The following is a 17,870-nucleotide window of genomic DNA, read 5'->3' on the forward strand; positions in this document are numbered from 1 at the left end:
ACTGGCCCGATACAACTTCGTCGACCGGATGGGGTTGGTCGTCTATGTGGTGGCGGCCGATCTCGGGCTGTTGGCCGTCCGGTTGGCGGTCGATCCTGCTCGCCCTGTTCTCGCGTGAAAACGCGGCGGCCCGAGTGGGGAGGTGGCCTCACACCATGGTCGTCAGCACACCCCCGTCAGCACGTAGTGCTGCACCGTTCGTGGCGGAGGACAGCGGACTTGCCAGGTAGACAGCGAGATTGGCTATCTCGGTAGGTTCGATGAACCGCTGTAGCAGTGAGGTAGCGTTGCCGCCGATGATGGCGGCCTTGAGATCATCGGCGGGCATTGCCTGAGCGCTAGCGATCTGGGTGACAGTGGCTGCGACCCCGTCGGAGTAGGTCGGCCCGCCGAGGATCGTGTTCACGGTTACTTCGGTTCCGCGTGTGAGCTTGGCGAGGCCATTGCTCAGTGCGAGCATCCCCGCCTTCGTTACTCCATAGTGCACCATGTCGGCTGGAATGTTCACCCCCGATTCGCTGCCGACGAAGATGATCCGGCCCCATCCGGTTGCGAGCATCTTGCCCAACACGTGCCGCGACAACCGGACGCCGCTCATGACGTTGATGTCGAAGTAACGTTGCCATTCTTCGTCGGAAATCTGCTCGAAGGATGCGAGTTCGAAAAGACCGACGTTGTTGACGAGTATGTCGATGTCGCCGAGAGATTCCAGAAGCTTGCCGACGTCGGTTGGATCTTCGAAGTCTGCAACGGCGCCCGAGATCGTCGCGCCCGGAACCTCGAGCCCCAATTGCCGGACGGCCTCGTCGAGCTTGCTCTCGCTGCGCCCGTTGATGACAACCGACGCTCCCTCCTGGAGGAGAGCTCGTGCAATCGCGTAACCGATTCCTTGCGTCGAACCGCTGACGAAAGCCGACTTGCCGTGCAGCTGCAGATCCATGTCTCTCCTGGTGCGCTCGATCGATGCCGTCGCGGGCATCAAATGACTTTCTCAGTCAAGTGAAACTATGACGATTGACTTTCTCAGTCAAGTCATGGGGTGCGGTGTCGAGTAGTCTGCTTCCATGTCGGACCCCAACGAACGAGCAGCACTCAGCGACGGAGACCTCCAGACGTGGGCCGCCCTGGCCACCCTGCTGGAGTGGCTGCCCACTGCTCTCGATGCACAGCTCCAACGCGACGCGGGCCTGACCCACTTCGAGTACGGCATCCTCTTCGCCCTGTCGAAAGCGGCCGACCGCACACTCCGCATGAGCACGTTGGCAAGCTATTCCAACAGCTCCCTCTCGCGGCTCTCGCGTGCAGTGGCTCGCCTCGAGACCAAAGATTGGGTACGACGCGCTCCCGACGCTACGGACGGCCGCTACACCCTGGCCACCCTGACCGAGTCGGGGTCGGCGAAGGTCGACCAGGCAGCCCCCGGGCACGTGGACGTCGTCAACCGGCTCGTCTTCGACCCGTTGACGCAGGTCCAGGCGCGTCAGCTCGGCGGAATCAGTCGGCGCATCATGGCGGCGATACGGTCCGAGGAGGGCTGGCAACCTTCGGCGGACCCCGGGCGCCCACGTTGAGACCGCGCATCCTTTTTCCAAAGCTGCACGCTCTGTTCACGTCCGAGCGCGGCCGTTCGGTTTACAAAAAGGGTGCGCGGTCCAACGAGTCACCGCGCACCGAAGCCATGTACGCCCGCCAACCACCGAACTCGGTGATGTCGATGCCTGCTTCGCCCGCTTCGTGCGAGCAGCAGAAGCCGGTGACCCAGCGACCGTCGGACAGCTCGACCGACGTCAGACCCATCGGTGCGGGCAGTGCGGCCAGGAATGTTCCGAGTCCGGCGGCGGACATTCGGTAGAGCTCGCCGGCAATTGCCGAACCCTCCCCTCGGTGGTGGCGCACCAAGCCCGGTTTCGCGGGCGTCGTTCCCAGGTCGACCATGCGGTAGGCGTCGGACGTGTGGACCTCGCCGAGGTACCGCGCGCCGCGATCGGTCAGTTGATGGTGAACCGGAAAGCCTTCGAGATGCGCACCGACAACGAGTACGTCATGGCCGTCGGTGACGAGCGAAGGTGAAGGTGTTCCGATGAGTCGCGCAGCAAGGTCGATGGCGATCTGGTCTCGTAACTCGGGTACGACGAACATGACTCCGAATGGGTCGCCACTACTCGTGGGGTTGCCGGGGACAGCGACGGCGGCCATGTTCAGCAGGTTGCAAAAGTTGGTGAAGGTACCCATTCGACGGTTGATGGACACTGGATCAGCTTGAACTGCATCAATTGTCGGATGCTCGGTGGTAGTCGGCAGCAGTAGTCCGTCGAACCCGTCGAGCAATGCTACCGCGATCCGCTTCGTGCGTTCGAGAACCGAGACATCGTCGACGTATCGGTGGGCCGACGACTCGGCGGCGTTCAGAATGATCTGTGCAACAGTCGGATCGCAACTGGCCCGGTTGCTTTCGACGAAAGCCCCGACGGCCGAGAAGCGTTGCGCGACGATGGCACCGTCGTACAGTAGGGTGGCCGCGTCGAGCAATGGTGAAATGTCGATCTCGGAGTGAGTGAATCCCTTCGCTTTCAAGCGAGCCACCTGGCGATCGAATGCCTCTCGGTACTCTGGGCAAAGTTGCTCGAGATCCGCTGCTCGCGGAACGGCGATACGAGGAACTGTGCTCGCAGACAACCGCACGTCCGCGGGCCAACGCCTGCTACGTGGGTCGGCGTCGTCGTAGCCGGCCATCAACTGCGTGGCCAGGGTCGCGGTCTCGAGGTCGGCAGCAAGTACTGTCACGCAGTCGAAGTCGATACATGCTGGTACGACGCCGGTCGTCGGGACGATTCCCGGGCTTGTCTTGACGCCGACGAGGCCGTGGAATGCAGCCGGAACCCGGCCGGAACCTGCTGTGTCGGTACCGATGCCGATGTCTGCGATTCCGAGAGCGACGGCGACTGCCGACCCTGAACTGGATCCACCGGACACCCGCTCCGGGTCCCAGGAGCACCGGACCGCGCCGTAAGGGCTTCTCGTCCCGAGGAGACCGGTGGCGAACTGATCCAGATTGGTCTTGCCGAGGATCACCGCGCCCTGCTCCAACAGTCGCGCTACGGCCGTCGCGGTGCGATCGGGGATGTAGGCGAACTCCGGGCATGCTGCGGTGGTGGGGATACCTGCCACATCTACGTTGTCCTTGATCGCAACCAGTAACCCGGCCAGCGGAAGGGCCGCGTCGACAGTTGCTGCATCGGCCAGTACGTCGTCCTCTTCTCGTAGGGTGATCCAGATTTCGGGTCGGTCGACCTCGGCAATGCGCTTGTACGCCTGCCGTACTCGCTCCGAGATGTCATGCTGCTGCATCGGAATTGCCCCTTGTCGTGAACTCGCCTGCCGCGGACCATGCCGTGCGTTCGGCGTCGAAGGCGACTGCCTGCGAGGCCCTGAACTTCTCGATCGAGGAACTGTTCGACGCGAGGAATTGCTCGTGTTCAGCGAGTGAGAATTTGCCGTCGACGATCTCGACACCTCCACCGCGTCCGGCTGCGGTGTCGGCGCGAAGGTCCATCAGCTCCTCGGGCTCGACTGGGTACCAGGAGATTCGATCGAAGAACCGCAGCAACCAGGGAGACTCGCGCTCGAACGGTCCGGACTGCTCTGGATATCGGTGATTCCACACCTGCGTCGTCCGGCCGACGAACTGGTATCCGCCGGGCCCTTCCATGCCGTAGATGCACAGATATGCCCCACCGATCCCGACGGCGTTCTCCGGTGTCCAGGTCCGCGCCGGGTTGTACTTGGTGGTGACCAGCCGATGCCGCGGATCGAGCGGAGTCGCAACGGGCGCGCCCAGGTAGACGTCGCCAAGACCGAGAACCATGTAGTCGGCCGCGAAGACGGTATCGAAAACGTCTGCGATGGAATCGAGTCCGTTCATTCGTCGGATGAACTCGATGTTCCACGGGCACCACGGTGCATCCGCTCGCACTCCGTGCATGTAGCGCGCAATTGCTTCGCGGGTCGACGGGTCGTCCCAGGACAACGGCATCCGAACGGTACGGCTCGGGACCACGAGCTCCGAAGCGGCGGGTAGATCGTCTTCCACCTCGGCCAGTAGACCCATCACTGTGTCGATCGAAAGAACGTCAGGATCCACTTTGACCTGCAGCGAGCGGATGCCCGGCGTCAGGTCCAGCAACCCCTTCGGTGAGATCGCCTCGATGCGCTGATGCAGTGCGTGTGCGCGGGCGCGGAGCGCGAGGTCCAGCTTCATGTCTCCGTACTCCACCAGCACGTTGTCGTCTCCCGATCGGCGGTAGGTCACGCAGGTCTCTGCCTCCCGCCGGGCAAGGACGCCGTCGTCGCCGTCGCCACCGCTCGAGAAGACGAACGGCAGTGCTGCGCGACGTGCAACACCGAGTGCGCCGAGCGGAGCCGCGTGAGCTGCCCGCACGGGTACGAACCGGATCGTGTCTCCAGCTTTGAGCTGCCCGAGCTTCCATCTTTCGGCGGCGACGACGGTGACCGGGCAGACGAAGCCGCCGAGGCTGGGGCCGTCCGGGCCGAGCAGAATCGGTGTGTCGCCGGTGAAGTCGAGTGCGCCGACCGAATAGGCGTTGTCATGGATGTTCGACGGATGAAGCCCTGCCTCGCCACCGTCCGTGCGCGCCCACTCCGGTTTCGGCCCGATGAGTCGGACGCCGGTGCGATCGGAGTTGAAGTGCACCTCGTAGTCGGTGGCGAACAACGTGTCCATGTCTGCGCGCGTGAAGAACTCCGGTGCCCCGTGCGGTCCCTCGGTGACGGCGATGCTCCACCTCGTCGTCAGTGCCGGTCGGTGTTCGGAAGGAATGCAAGTAATGCGTTCGGCGGCGTCCTTCGGCGTCGAGATCTCCAGAATATCTCTCTCGCAGAGAGTTCCACCTCGGTGTCCACCGAATTTGCCGAGCGTGAACGTCGATGCACTGCCCAGGTACGGCTCAACGTCGATGGCGCCTTGGATGAGTACGTACACGCGCAAGCCTGCCCCGGTTGTCGTTCCCACATCGAGCGTCGTATCGGCCGGCACCAATACCGGACGCCACTGCGCGACGTCGACACCGTCGACGCGGACCCGAGCGTCGGCGCCGGTGACGCACACCCAGGTATCTGCGTCGAAGCTCAGTGCTGGTCCAGCCATGGCAGATTCGAGTCCCGGTGCGCCCTCCGGGTTGCCGAGAGCGACGTTGCCCAGGCGGAACGAGAGGTCGTCCATCGGCCCGGACGGCGGCACCCCGACCTTCCAGTATCCGACGCGTCCGGGCCAGTCCTGAACCGTGGTCAGCATCCCTGGCCGAAGTACCGTCATCTTTGCTCGCGTGGTGCCGGTCGGCATCATGGTCGTGTCACGATCATGCGGACAGCGGTGGGGTCGAATCCGTTGCACGGGTTGTTGATTTGCGGGCAGTTCGAGACGAGTACCAGAGTATCGATCTCGGCTCGCAACGTCAGCGACTTACCCGGTGCTGACAGCCCGTCGACGATTCCGATTGTTCCGTCTGCATCGACGGGAACATTCATGAAGAAGTTGATGTTGGACACCAGATCCCGCTTGCCGAGGCCCCATTTGGAACCTTCGGCCAGGAAGTTCTCGACGCATGCGTGTTGATGCTGCGTGTGATGCCCGTACCGTAGCGTGTTCGATTCCTGTGAGCAGGCGCCGCCTACCGTGTCGTGATTGCCTACTTCGTCGGCGACGATCGTCATCAACGCTGCCGAATCATCGCTGCGCAGCACGCTGCCGGTGCTCAGAAAGAGGTTCTGCTGCGCGACCACGGTTGCGGCCGCGCTATAGCGGATGGTGTGATCGTGCGCCGCGTAGACCAGTGTGTCGACGGCCTGGTTGCCGTGCAGATCGACGATCGTCAGCAGATCTCCGGCCTTCACGACGGCCGACCATGGGCCGAAAGCTTCGGCGGTCTGATCCAGCACTACCGTGCCTGATTCGAGAGTGATTGTCATCGTGCACCTTTCGGGTGTGCCGCGGCCCAAGTGTCTTCTGTGTTGAGAACGGCCCGCAAATACTCGGGGTCGGCGTTGGGCAGGTCGTCGAGTTCACCCGGTGCCTGCCAGGCCAGAACCTCGAGCGCCGTTGTGGCGAAACTCGGCGACGGATCGAGTGGGTGTGCGGTGTTGGCCAGCAACACGACTACCGGCAGGTGAATCAGGAGGTCCACTTCGGTGCCGCATCCCGCATTGCCGGTCGAGTGCAGGTGTCCGTCGGCTTCGACGCGTACACCGTGGAAGAACGAGATCGATGGTGGCAGGTCACGTGGTCGAAGGTCGTTCTTGGCAGCTGCCACCGTGAACAGTTCACGACCGGCAGGTGATGCCCCGTGCAACGATCCGTCGCCATACTTGCTGCGATTGGTGGCCAGAGACGTTGTACCGCAGAGTGCGTCGTGCCGGGACGAACTGTCGGCGACGATCGTGGCGAGCACTCGCCCCTGATCCGAGAGCAGTGGGTGCCCGATTCCGAGGTATGCGTTCCACGGAACTTTGACGGTGTCCGCGGCATTGAGTCGCTCCCATGGTGCGTCCGCGCGGTACAGCAGCAGGTTGGCGCATGCGGCACCGTCTACGTCGCGCAGCCGTACTCGGGTACCGCGAGCGAGAACTCTGGTGGTGTAGCGACCGCCGGGCACCGATTCGGCCCAGGTGAGTTCGGTGACGCCGTCCGGGGCAGTCGGGACGGAGACTTTCTCTGCCTGGCTCCGAGCATGTTCCTTGGCGGCGAGAGTGGTTGCGGTGCTCATGTCTTCAGGCTCCGATCGTGACTGGCTTGGGGTGTGTTCTGCCGCGCGGTAGGCAGGCGATTCCGACCAGCACTACCGCCATCACCGTCAGGGGCGCCGCCCACTGCAGAAGCGGGAATTCGCCGGTGGGGTTGAAGATCTCGGCGCGCGGCCAGGAAAGATTGATCACCATCAGCCCGCCGTAGAGGACCGCGGCGATATTCACCGGGATGCCGAACTTGCCGAGGGTGAAGAGCTTCTCCTCTGCCGAGATGGGCTGTGCCTGCCGACCACCGTGCGGCCATCCCTTGAGGCGTTGCATCAGCAGTGGCACGGTCACCATCAAGTAGGCCAGGTAGATCAGGACGATGCAGACGCTCGACAAGGTGGTGAAGATCGCCGAGTTCCCTACATTGATGGCGAGGATTGCCACACAGGCGAATCCGATCAGGACCGACGGTGCGATCGGGGTTCCGCTGCGGGAGTTGACTTTCGATAGAATGGTCGATGCCGGTAGGCGGCCGTCGCGAGCCATCGAGAACATCAGCCGCGATGCCGCTGTCTGGATCGCGAGGGTGCAGATGAAGACGGCGATAGCCACATCGATCAGCAGTACCGTGCCCCACGGGGAGCTGAGGATGGAGTCGATGACGTACGGAAGTCCCTGCGTCGCAAGGTTGCCGTCGGTGAGAGAAGGCGCGGCCATCAATGCGCCGACGATCATCAGTCCTCCGCCGAGAGCGGATGCGGATAGTGCGAGCCGGATAGTGCGAGGTGCCACGCGTCGTGGATTGTGTGTCTCTTCGGCAAGTTCGCCGGCCGAGCCGAAGCCGACCATGACGTATGCAGCCATGAGCCCGGAAACGATCCAGGCCCAGATGTATCCGGGATCGGCACCGGGTGCGCCGGTGTCGAAGACGACCTGAGGTCCGCGTTCGGCGTGCGTGAAGAAGACGAGAACGAGGGCGATGACGCCGACGATCTCGCAGGTGACACCGATGCTGTTGATCCGCGACATCCAATTGACGCCGATGCAGTTGATCGTGGTGGTGAGCACCAGGAGGATAGAGCCGAGAATAACGGCGTTGGCGGCGCCGTCGGCCGAGGTCAGTGCGGTGTCTTCCCCGACGAACTGGAATCCGCTCCAGATGCTGGGCAGGACGACCTGCAGTGCAATTGCGGCGGCCGAGGCCGTGACGATCTGCGCGATGATCATGAACCATCCGGCGAACCAGCCGATGATTTCACCGCCCATGCGCCTGGACCATTGGTAGATGGCACCTGAAATGGGATATCGCGCAGCAAGTTCGGCGAAATTCAGAGCCACCATGAACTGGCCCAGAAACACCAGCGGCCAGGTGAAGAAGAACGCCGGGCCGCCGAAACTGAAGCCGAGACCGAAGAGCTGGAAGATTGTGGTCAGGATCGATACGAACGAGAAACCGGCGGCAAACGACGCGTACTTGCCGAGACTGCGATGCAGTTGCTGGTCGTATCCGAGTTCGGCGAGGTCCAAGTGGTCGGTGCCGAACGACGGTGCCTTTTCCCCGGGCGAGGGCAGAGTAGTCGAGCTCATGTCTTTGTCTCCGTACAAGAGGTGAGAAGGACCGCCCGTCTGCGTCGACAGGTGCGGGATTGCCGGTGCGGTTTCTGTCAGTTGATAGTTTTCCGCGCCGTTGTGCCCGGCTGGTGACCGTCGTGAAACGAGCTTGTTTCGTCTATTTCGATCAGATGACAGGAATCTCACAGGCGTGGATTGCTGACAGGATGGACCAATGTCCGTTACCGGTGCCGGGAGGCCGAGGCTTGCCACCAAGAAACGTCCGGGTGACACCGCACGTGAAGAAATACTCGACGCGTCCGCCGAACTCTTCACCACCCGTGGTTACACCAACACCTCGACACGCATGATCGCCGACGCCGTTGGGCTGCGGCAGGCCTCGCTCTATCACCACTTCTCGAACAAGGACGACATCCTCGATTCGCTGCTCAGCGGGACCGTCGACGAGCCACTCGCCGTCGGACAGGGCATTCAGGGTGTCGAGGAGTCGGCGGTAGTGAAGATGTACGCGATGGCCTGGTTCGATGCCGATCAGCTCAGCCGTTCCCGTTGGAACCTCGGTGCGCTCTATCTGTTGCCCGAGCTCCGGACCGATCGGTTCGGCTCGTTCAGGGAAAGCCGCTTCACGCTGATGAATCTGTATGCCACCATCGCTGGTGGGGTTGTGCAAGAGCTCGAGTCCGACGTGTCCGCCGGCACCGAAGAGCTACCGTTTCGACTTGTCGAGACGATAGTGAACGGCCGGGCGGATACAGAAAACGGTCGAGGCTCGGCGGGCCTGCATCATGCTTCGCTCATTGCCACCGCCGCAGTCCGAGTTCTCGGGTTCCCCGGTGACATCGACGGCATCCATGACAGGGCGGTACGCGTGGTGGCCGACGTGACCGCAAGCAGTATTTTCGAGAAGAAGGCAGGGCATGGCCAATAAGAAGACACGGCCGGAAAATCAGACAGGGCCGAAGGCCGGGGTCTACGACATCGACACCGGGACTTGCGAACTGGTACGCGACACTCTGACCGCGGACGGCTGGATGGTGCATGTCAACGGTGTGCCGAGTTCGCACATCGATATGGACGACCCGTCGCAGCTGGATTTCGAGTACATGCGTTGGATGGCGGGACTTGTTCGCTACCAAACGTTTTCGAGCTCCAAGCTGCGCACCTTGCATCTCGGTGGTGGCGCCTGCACTCTCGCACGCTATTTCGCTGCGGAGTATCCCGATGCACGACAGGTCGTCGTCGAACTGGACGGCAAGCTGGCAGAGTTGGTACGCGAATGGTTCGACCTCCCGCGCGCACCGATGCTGCGTATCAGAGTCGGTGAGGCCCGTGCGGTGACCGAGACGCTGTCCGAGGACAGTCGAGATGTGATCGTCCGCGACGTTTTTGCCGGAAGTGCCACTCCGGAACCGCTGTTGACTCTGGAATTCACCGAGCAGGTGCGACGCGTACTCGCCCCGCGCGGCATCTATGTCGTCAACTGCGGCGACACCCGTGACCTGACGAGAACCCGTCGCGAGGCTGCCACTATCGGGCAGGTCTTTCCGCACACGGTGATCATCGCGGATCCGGCGATGTTGAAGGGGCGCCGATACGGGAATGTCGTCATCGCCGGTAGCGACACACCGATCGGTGAGGACCCGGCGCTGGCTCGTGAACTGCTCGGCGGAGGAGTGCCCGCACAGGTATGGCTCGATGAGAGGGTGCGGAGTTTCAGCGGCGACGCGAAAGTCCTACGGGACGTCGTACAAGCGATCGGTAGGCTGGAAAAGTAGTTCGAGGCTCATACATTGTTACTGTCGATTTGGGAGAACCGAATGGCGCTCATCGCCCTGCTCGATCTGAAGTTCAAGCCGGAAGCACTCGACGACGCCAAGGTCGTGCTCGCCCGTGTGCTCGCCGAGACGAGGGCATTCGACGGGTGTCTAGGAGTCGACGTTCTCGTCGACGAAGCAGACCCGACGCACTGGATCGCGTACGAGCGCTGGGATTCCGCCGAAGCGGACGCGAAGTACCGCGATTTCCGTGCCGGTCCCGGCAAGATCGTTGACCTGGCCCCACTCCTCGCCGGCGCGCCGAGTTTGACGAAATACTCGATCACCGACGCAGTCTGAGTGGTCACCCACGTCAGGCTGGTTCGACCGATGCCGGTCGGCCGGTGAGATAGCCCTGCACCATGTCGATGCCGAGTTCGACGGCGACGCGCAGTTCGCCGTCGGTCTCGACACCTTCCATGATCAGGGTCGCGCCGACTTCCCGCGCGAACGCAGTGAGCGACGCCACGGCCGCCCTGCGGGTCGGATCCAGGTCCACGCCGTGGACGAGTGAATAGTCCAGTTTCAGCGTGTCGGGTTTCAGTTCCACGACTTGGCGGAGTCCGGCGAATCCGGCTCCGACATCGTCGACGGATATTTTGACGCCTGCGGCCCTGAGGTCTTCGACGGATCGAGCCACAGCGCGATAGTCGTCGACCCGTTCATGCTCGGTTATCTCCAAATATATTGTGCGCTTGCCTATGTGCGGTCGAAGACGGGCCAGCATGTCGGTCGTCCTGATAGTTTCCGCCGAGGCGTTGACCGAGACGAACGCATCGGCGGGAAGGCCTGCCATCGTGCGTAGTGCCGTATCGATCGCGGCGAGTTCGAGACGTGGACCGACACCGGCACATGTTGCGTCGCGAAACCAGATGTACGGCGAACCGTGACCGAACGGGAAGCGGGAAAGTGCCTCGTACCCGAGCACGGCTCGGGTGACGGTGTCGCAGATCGGCTGGAACACGATCGAGGGTCCACCGGAGTCGATGAGTGCGTCTATTCGATCCCGTATGCCGAGAGGATCCAAGCGAAGGTGGTTTGCCGCCGCAGCTGGATCTGCTTTCTCGCGGTACATCTCGATATCGGCCAGTGCAATCAACCGCCGCATGGGTGCGTCCGTGCTGTCTCCGCAGATCAGGCTGTCGCCGGCCGATCCGATGCTGGTGGTGAACGGCGGACCGCTGAACGATTCTTCGAGTCCCGCGCGGATCCGAGTCTCGGCGTCGTCGACCTCGTTGCGGCTGCCGATGTGTACACACACGAACTGGTCGCCGCCCAACCGTGACACCACCGCATCGGCGGACGCAGCGTGTAGCAACCGGCTTGCTACCTCTGTCAACACCGCATCGCCCGAGGGGTGCCCGAATCGGGCATTGATGGCCTTGAACCTGTCGATGTCGATCACTACTACGCCGATGTAGCGCATCTCGTGTATCGGCGAGGCGTTGAGGGTGTTGAGGTATCCCACCGCATGAAACAATCCACGACGGTTCCACAGCCCGGTCAGCGGATCCCGGAGTGCTCCGTCTGCGCGTTCGCGGAGATAGCGAATGTAAGGACGAAGTGCGAACGGCATCACGAACATCGATGCAACGGTGACGGCGCGCGAGGAAACTGTCCAAGGGTCTGCCCCGTCGAGTATCGACATCCCGGCCGTGAGCAACAGTGCCGTGAAGGCACACGCGAGATGGATGCCGAGCACCCTCGACGATGTCCCGATGATGGCGAATAGGGCGACGATGGCGAACATTGCCGAACTCGACATCGCGAGCAACGGCGAATTGGGTAGCAGCATCACTGCCAGGATCCCTAGGTCGGCCCAGATGATGAACGCTTTGATCAGAATCGGACGAGGCCAGGGCCCGAGAAACCAACGGAGTGCGACGGGGACCGTGCTCACGGAAGCGAGAGATATGAGGATTGCGGCGGGAAGGGCCAACTGTCCGGACGGAACCAGCAGGATTCCGGACAGTCCGAATGACAACGTCAGTGAACCGATGAGGGCCTTCGCCCAGTGCTCACTGTTCGGTGCGCGAACCCTGAAGGAGTAGTCGGCCGCTTTCAGAACTCGAGGTTCGATCGCACGAGTGTCCACTGGGTTGGTAGCCACTGGGTTGGCGTCCCTTGTGCGGGAAGCCCAGGAGTCAGGGGACTCGTCGTGGAACGCGAGCTTGCCGGTCACCGATCGACAGCCTTTCATGCGGGACCTGCCGGTACTCGAGAACTTTCTTGTCCATGCAACGGCCGATCGTTCGTATTCTCAGGTCCCCGACCTGTCAAGGAACGGTACCAGTGAGTGGGCTGTTAGAAGGCCGAAATGGGATCCAGCTGCCGGTTACAGCCGACGAAAGTGTATGCGCGGCGCGTTTTCCTCGGGCAATGCATTGTGGGTGACTGCCGAGATGATACGTACTGGACGGCATATCAGACCATGTCTTTCTCGGTCAGCCATCGCAGCGTCGGCCAACCGCAGAACACCGGTAGCCAACACGTGAGCACCCGATAGAGCAGTACGGATGGAACGGCGATGCTAGCGGGAAGGCCGAATGCCGCGAGGCCACCGATCAGGGCTGCTTCGACGGCTCCGACCCCGCCCGGCGTCGGGGCCGCCGACGCCAGCGTTCCGCCGATCATGGTGACGACGGTGACCGTGATGAACGTCGTCCCACCCCCGAACGCCTCGATGCTCGCCCATAGAGCCAGTGCAGCTCCGAGAGTGGTTGCAGCACATCCGAGTACGATGATCGAGAAGCGTTTCGGATCACGTGCGAGTTCGCCGAGTTCGCCGAACAGCTCCTTGAGCTGTGGGCGTACGTCGTTCCGCAGCCATCGGCGTAGTTTCGGTACGAACAGCAAGGTGCCTACGGCACCGAGGGCAACACCGGCGATGAGGTAGAGAACAGTCGGGTCGGGCACGAAATGTGCCAGATCCGCCGAAGTACCGGCAGCAAAGGTGAAGAGGATCAACAGCCCGACGTGGGTGATCACCTGAACGGACTGTTGCAGTGCAACTGCGGCCGTAGCTCGAACGGCTCCGAGACCACCCTTCTGCAGGAATCGAACGCTCAGTGCGAGACCGCCGACGCCTGCAGGGGTCGTCGTTGCCGCAAACGTATTGGCAAGCTGCATGATCGTCAGGTTGCGGAAACTCACCATGCCCGAAGCGCATGCCCATAATGCTGCGGCAGCACCGACGTAGGTCAGCGCTGATACAACGAGTCCGAGTAGTGCCCACCACCAGTTCACCGATTGCAGCTCTGTCAGGAATGTGGGCACCGCACTGATGAACGGGTAGGCGACGTAGACGAGGCCGATCAGCAGGACGAGCTGAATGATCTGACTCCGCGAGAAGCGGGTGACCTGTTCGGCCTTGATCTTGTCGGCACCCGTCTGTTCGGCGACCTCATCACGTACGGCCTTCATGACCTCGTTGCCGTCGGGAACCGATACGCGGACGCGTTTGGGTATCGCCGATTTCGTCAGCCTGCCCGATGCCGCAAGAACAGTGTCGGCGTCGAGGGCCTCGATGGCACTGCCCACGGCGTGTTCCTTACCGAACAGCGCAGCAGTTGTGATCAGCAACTGCGCAATGTCGGACTGCATCTGAGCGTCGGTTGCGCCTAGTTCGGCGTTCGCGAATCCGCCGAAGAGTGCCTTGCCTTCGTCGTTTCTGATCTCTGCAGTGCGCAGGTCGCCATGGGAGACCTGGAACCCGTGCATAGTCTGCAGTCCCCTCCAGATGCTGGTGACCAGAGTATCCGGGGAGGTTTCGTCGACGGGAACTCCGATGGGCGCGGTATGTGCATACATTGCCCACCCGCGTTCGAGTGCCGATGCTGCCAGCGGGCGACTGCTGGCGATGGACAGGTTCCCGATAGCGATGCCCATCAACGCCCGGTGCTCGACGGCTCGGTGCAATGATCCATGCGATGGAACGAACTCTGCACTGCGGAAGGACAACCATCGCCACAGTTGGCGCAACGCACCTCCACTGCGCTGGTTCTGCCCGTACATCTCGACGATCAGATCTGGCTCTGCACCCTCTGTCGACGCCGATAGTACGAGGGGCCCCGGGCCTGAAGGTTTCACCACGCGTAAGGAATTCACGATGTGCCCGCGCTTGGACAACAGACGTACCGCGTCTTCGAGCGGCACTTCGAGGGCTGGAGTGCCGACGACCAGAACGATCAATGCGCCGATGAGCCAGCCCACCGACAGGCCCAGCAGTGAGCGGGCAGGCACGACAGTGCTTACGAACAAGTGAATCGGAACGAACGCCAGGAGCAGGATCCACCAGACGCGCCGCCAGCGCTTCGGTAGCCATGGCCCGGACACGGTGAGGACCGCAGCGAGCATGCCGATCCAGCGAGGATCGTCCAGGAACTGGGAAAGAAATGTGTCGAGCCGATCGGGGACTTCGAGGTGCCAGGCGGGCGTCGAGATTCCGCTCCCGGTAATCGACAACGCCAGACCGGCGAGCAGTCCAGCCGCGCCGTACCCGGCCAGTAGCTTCCATTCCCGGCCGGCGATCAGTCCGATCAGAATTCCGAACGGCAGCGCCAGGATCGCCACGCCGTACAGCACGTACACCAGATTCGACTTGTCCGGACTGAGCACCCCGACGATGTTCGAGACCGAGTTCTCCAGCGCGTCCCATTGATTTCGAGTGATGAGCGATCCGGCGATGACCGTGGACAGCAGGAGCAGTGCCAGAACGACCCGCATGATGTCACTGGTGCGTCGTACCAGCGGTTGCAGCAGGCTGCCCGTCACTGGTATGTCGCGCCCATCAACCCGCATGCTGCTATCAGTACCTTCGATCGAACCCGTGTGCGCCGGCCGACGCTATTGGCAAACCTACCGCGCGGGGCCGAGATGGTGGGTGATCCGGCGGTCGAGTTCGTTTCGTACCGCGGGCCACTCCGAATCGATGATCGAGAACACCACGGTGTCACGCAGCGAGCCATCGGGCATACGGGTGTGGTTGCGGAGAACCCCATCCTGTTTGGCCCCGAGTCGCGCAATCGCCGTTCGTGACTGGAGATTCATCCAGTGAGTCCGAAATTCGACTGCAATGCAATCCAATTCGTCGAACGCGTGGCTGAGAAGTAAAAGTTTGCTCGCCGCGTTCGTCCCGCTCCGATGCGCAGATGCAGCGTTCCAGGTGGACCCGATCTCTACCCGTCGGTGCGCCGCATCGGCATTCATGTACGTCGTCATGCCGAGTATCTGACCCGTGTCGTTCCGTCGCAGGGCGAACGGCAACATCGACCCCGTCTGCTGCAAGCCCAATCGTCGATCGATCTCGGCGGCCATATCGTCGGGGTGCGGAACCGAGGTGTACCAGAGGTTCCACAGCTCACCGTCACGGGCAGCGTCACACAAGCCTTCGAGATGATCGTGGCTCAGCGGCTCGAGCGTCACGACATCGTTCGACAGGTTTACCGGCTGCAGAAAAGTCACGCTGGGGACTATACGCAGGCGGGCCGACGCCGAGCACTGAGATTGGTCGGGGCCCGATTCGGCTACCTGGCCACCCGATGAACCGAGGGAAATCGTTGGCGTGCGGGCACACTGCAGTTTTATCAGGTACTTGTGCAGATTCGTGAATCCGAAAGCGGGAGAAGGTACTACAACACCTACTCCTCGTGGCTGCAAGAAAACGGTGTCGATGCCGATCCATGGCAATGGATCTCGCACCCCGATGATGTTCTCTCCCTTGTCCCGCGAGTAATGCAATCGAATGCCGACCGGGCACCCGAGACCGTTCGACTCGACGACGAGGATGTGACGGCGTCCTCGCTGCTTCAGGCCGTCGAAAGCGTCGCCAATTCACCGGCACTCGCCGCGAGACTTGCACATATCAGTGCGAGCGCACGGCGGAACTACCTATGCGGCCGATGAGGTGGAATCTAGACTTCCAGCACGCTGACGCTGACACCGTAGGGCAGGAAGCGGACGCGTCTGGCCGGATCCACATTGTCCTTGTGGGCGCGCAGAGCATCCAGTTCGGTCGCGTACAGCTGGTCGATGTGCGCAGAGCCGTCGGAATCGACGGTGTAGATCGCCCAGACACCATCGCCGGTCTCGCCGGTGGTTTCCGGAGCAGGAGCCTGCTCCGGCTTCTTCTGTGCCGATGTGTCTCCGAAGAACGCGCCCCAAGAACCGCCTGCGCCGGGTTGCCCGAAAATTTTACCTACCTGATCGACGACGTCGCGGAGTCCGTCGCTCGCTTCTTTGGCGAGGCGATCGAAGTCCTCGGGGTCGATGCCGAAGGGTCCGTTGTTTGTCATCTCTCCATAGTGCCCTTGCCAGTCAAGTTATTGCTGCTGGAGTCGCGAACCGATCGTGCCGTGCAGCGTCCGCAAGCTGTCCTGTCCGAGCGAGACGGTCTGCGACTCGATGTGGCGCAGCAGGTGGCCGTCGTCCAGAACCTTTTCACTGGATTGAATGAGCACTGTTCCTGCGCCGGTGAAGTCGAACTGACGCTCTTCGCCGGTGTTGGCCCCGAGGAATCCACGAGCGGCGCCCAGAAAGTTCTGCATCCACCCGGCGTCGAAGTGGTGTGACGGCGACGGGCAATCGGCCCAGCCGACCAGCGCTTCGGGGTCGATGCGCAACGGCGGCTCGGCGAACATGACAGGCCCGTTGGACGACGCCAGAAACTTGCCCGTGCCCAGCAGCGTCAGGAATCCGGGGACGATCGACTGCTTCAGATCGAGTGTTGGTTCGAAGGCCAGGAGGTTCGAGGCTCGGATGGTCAGGTTGCCGTCGTCGAGGTCGTAGCTGTTGATGTTGAATCCACGGTCGCCGAGGATCAACTTGCCCTGTCCCTGTGCGAGCACCCAGTCGTTGGAATACAGCGGCGAGGAGAATCGAGCGGCAACGATGGCAGGCATCGACGTCTGACCGAGTGGTTCGAATCGAATATTGCCGTAGTACGCAATCATCGCGCCCTTGGACGTGAACCAGGGTTGGCCGGCGAGTTCGATGCAGAAGGCGTAGTCGTTACCGGGGACGTTGTCGTCGATGGGCAGCGTGTGGGGGGTGTGGATCTCGATGTTCATAACTTGCCCTCAGAATTTCTTCTCGGAGGCCTGGACCCATACGGTGCCCATACCGGTCATCTTCAGCTGAACGGCCTCGCCGCTGCCACGCCCCACCGCGTCACGCCAGCCGACGTTCGCCGAGATATCGACGTCGATGTTGCCCAGGTGGCAGACATAGGCCTGTGGATCCACGACGACCTGGGGATGCTCCGGGCCGACCTGCAGCGCCATCGCCCCACCGTGCGACAGAACTGCGACGCTGCCCACACCGGTCAGCTGCGTCGTGAACAGTCCCTGCCCGGTCATCGCACCCCGGACGGCACCCCGTACTGCGCCGCCCTGAGAGCCAAGGGAGACAATGGAACTCGACAAACAGCCGTCGTGGGCCAGCAGTCGGTCGGCCTCCACAGTGAGCATCGACGATCCGTCGAGGTGAATCACTTCCACGTACAAGCCGGCGTCGCCGTAGAACACCTCCCCCTGGCCCTCGGCGGCCATCATGGCAACATGCTCGCCCGACATCAGTCGTCCCGCCATTCCTGCGACGCCGCTGCTCCCACCCATCGAATGTGGAATGAAGTGGACGTCACCGGTGTAATACAGCATCGAACCCTTACGAGCCAAGACGTTCTGCCCGGCCGCCAAAGGGGATTTGACGACTTTGCTGTTGACGAGCTCGAGCGGCATG

The 17,870-nt window shown here is 62.2% G+C and carries 17 protein-coding genes; 5 read left to right on the forward strand and 12 right to left on the reverse strand.

Annotated features, from left to right (window positions below; all coding sequences use genetic code 11):
* Window positions 1–148: 148 nt before the first annotated feature.
* The gene (locus E5720_RS10855) at window positions 149–979 is read right to left on the reverse strand and encodes an SDR family oxidoreductase (RefSeq protein WP_247595907.1); all 831 of its coding nucleotides are present in this window, start codon (window positions 977–979) and stop codon (window positions 149–151) included.
* 85 nt (window positions 980–1,064) lie between these two features.
* Between E5720_RS10855 and E5720_RS10860 the strand changes: the two genes are divergently transcribed.
* Complete coding sequence (locus E5720_RS10860) at window positions 1,065–1,571, forward strand: MarR family winged helix-turn-helix transcriptional regulator (protein ID WP_136170667.1); 507 nt, start codon at window positions 1,065–1,067, stop codon at window positions 1,569–1,571.
* 61 nt (window positions 1,572–1,632) lie between these two features.
* Here the strand turns inward: E5720_RS10860 and atzF are convergent, their stop codons facing one another.
* The 5 genes from atzF to E5720_RS10885 are packed head-to-tail and all read right to left on the reverse strand — an operon-like array spanning window position 1,633 to window position 8,334.
* Window positions 1,633–3,348: an allophanate hydrolase gene (atzF, locus tag E5720_RS10865; protein WP_136170668.1), complete on the reverse strand. Its 1,716-nt coding sequence runs from the start codon at window positions 3,346–3,348 to the stop codon at window positions 1,633–1,635.
* Window positions 3,335–5,359, reverse strand: coding sequence for a 5-oxoprolinase/urea amidolyase family protein (locus E5720_RS10870; protein WP_136172600.1), 2,025 nt, complete (start codon window positions 5,357–5,359; stop codon window positions 3,335–3,337). The genes atzF and E5720_RS10870 overlap by 14 nt, the downstream gene beginning before the upstream one ends.
* Window positions 5,359–5,985, reverse strand: coding sequence for an urea amidolyase associated protein UAAP2 (locus tag E5720_RS10875; RefSeq protein WP_136170669.1), 627 nt, complete (start codon window positions 5,983–5,985; stop codon window positions 5,359–5,361). The genes E5720_RS10870 and E5720_RS10875 overlap by 1 nt, the downstream gene beginning before the upstream one ends.
* Window positions 5,982–6,779 carry an urea amidolyase associated protein UAAP1 gene (locus E5720_RS10880; protein ID WP_136170670.1) on the reverse strand — a complete coding sequence of 266 codons (798 nt, stop codon included), beginning with the start codon at window positions 6,777–6,779 and terminating at the stop codon, window positions 5,982–5,984. Before E5720_RS10880 ends, E5720_RS10875 begins: the two co-directional genes overlap by 4 nt.
* A 4-nt stretch (window positions 6,780–6,783) precedes the next feature.
* Window positions 6,784–8,334, reverse strand: a complete 1,551-nt coding sequence (locus tag E5720_RS10885) for an amino acid permease (protein ID WP_136170671.1) — start codon at window positions 8,332–8,334, stop codon at window positions 6,784–6,786.
* 199 nt (window positions 8,335–8,533) lie between these two features.
* On the opposite strand from E5720_RS10885, the gene E5720_RS10890 reads away from it, so the two are divergent.
* From E5720_RS10890 to E5720_RS10900, 3 genes are read left to right on the forward strand one after another with little or no spacing between them, the layout of a single operon-like run.
* Window positions 8,534–9,247, forward strand: coding sequence for a TetR/AcrR family transcriptional regulator (locus E5720_RS10890; protein WP_136170672.1), 714 nt, complete (start codon window positions 8,534–8,536; stop codon window positions 9,245–9,247).
* Window positions 9,237–10,094: a fused MFS/spermidine synthase gene (locus E5720_RS10895; protein ID WP_136170673.1), complete on the forward strand. Its 858-nt coding sequence runs from the start codon at window positions 9,237–9,239 to the stop codon at window positions 10,092–10,094. Before E5720_RS10890 ends, E5720_RS10895 begins: the two co-directional genes overlap by 11 nt.
* 42 nt (window positions 10,095–10,136) lie before the next feature.
* Window positions 10,137–10,433: an antibiotic biosynthesis monooxygenase gene (locus tag E5720_RS10900; RefSeq protein WP_136170674.1), complete on the forward strand. Its 297-nt coding sequence runs from the start codon at window positions 10,137–10,139 to the stop codon at window positions 10,431–10,433.
* Window positions 10,434–10,446: 13 nt separating this feature from the next.
* Here E5720_RS10900 and E5720_RS10905 read toward each other — a convergent pair whose 3' ends face one another.
* From E5720_RS10905 to E5720_RS10915, 3 genes are all read right to left on the reverse strand, one after another.
* On the reverse strand, window positions 10,447–12,315 hold the full coding sequence (locus E5720_RS10905) for a bifunctional diguanylate cyclase/phosphodiesterase (protein WP_247595908.1): 1,869 nt from the start codon (window positions 12,313–12,315) through the stop codon (window positions 10,447–10,449).
* Between the two features lie 242 nt (window positions 12,316–12,557).
* Entirely contained in the window at window positions 12,558–14,933 is a 2,376-nt protein-coding gene (locus tag E5720_RS10910; protein ID WP_136170676.1) for a lysylphosphatidylglycerol synthase transmembrane domain-containing protein, read from the reverse strand.
* A 57-nt stretch (window positions 14,934–14,990) separates the two neighbouring features.
* Window positions 14,991–15,596, reverse strand: a complete 606-nt coding sequence (locus E5720_RS10915; protein ID WP_136170677.1) for a GNAT family protein — start codon at window positions 15,594–15,596, stop codon at window positions 14,991–14,993.
* Window positions 15,597–15,728: 132 nt separating this feature from the next.
* On the opposite strand from E5720_RS10915, the gene E5720_RS10920 reads away from it, so the two are divergent.
* Complete coding sequence (locus E5720_RS10920; protein ID WP_136170678.1) at window positions 15,729–16,037, forward strand: hypothetical protein; 309 nt, start codon at window positions 15,729–15,731, stop codon at window positions 16,035–16,037.
* 8 nt (window positions 16,038–16,045) lie between these two features.
* On the opposite strand, the gene E5720_RS10925 is transcribed toward E5720_RS10920, so the two are convergent.
* From E5720_RS10925 to E5720_RS10935, 3 genes are read right to left on the reverse strand one after another with little or no spacing between them, the layout of a single operon-like run.
* Window positions 16,046–16,426, reverse strand: a complete 381-nt coding sequence (locus tag E5720_RS10925; protein ID WP_136170679.1) for a hypothetical protein — start codon at window positions 16,424–16,426, stop codon at window positions 16,046–16,048.
* 27 nt (window positions 16,427–16,453) lie between these two features.
* On the reverse strand, window positions 16,454–17,200 hold the full coding sequence (locus E5720_RS10930) for an AIM24 family protein (RefSeq protein WP_136170680.1): 747 nt from the start codon (window positions 17,198–17,200) through the stop codon (window positions 16,454–16,456).
* A gap of 9 nt (window positions 17,201–17,209) precedes the next feature.
* Window positions 17,210–17,869 (reverse strand): AIM24 family protein, encoded by a 660-nt coding sequence (locus E5720_RS10935; RefSeq protein ID WP_136170681.1) that lies wholly within the window; start codon window positions 17,867–17,869, stop codon window positions 17,210–17,212.
* Window position 17,870 lies beyond the last annotated feature (1 nt).

Source organism: Rhodococcus sp. PAMC28707 (assembly GCF_004795915.1).
Lineage (GTDB): Bacteria > Actinomycetota > Actinomycetes > Mycobacteriales > Mycobacteriaceae > Rhodococcoides.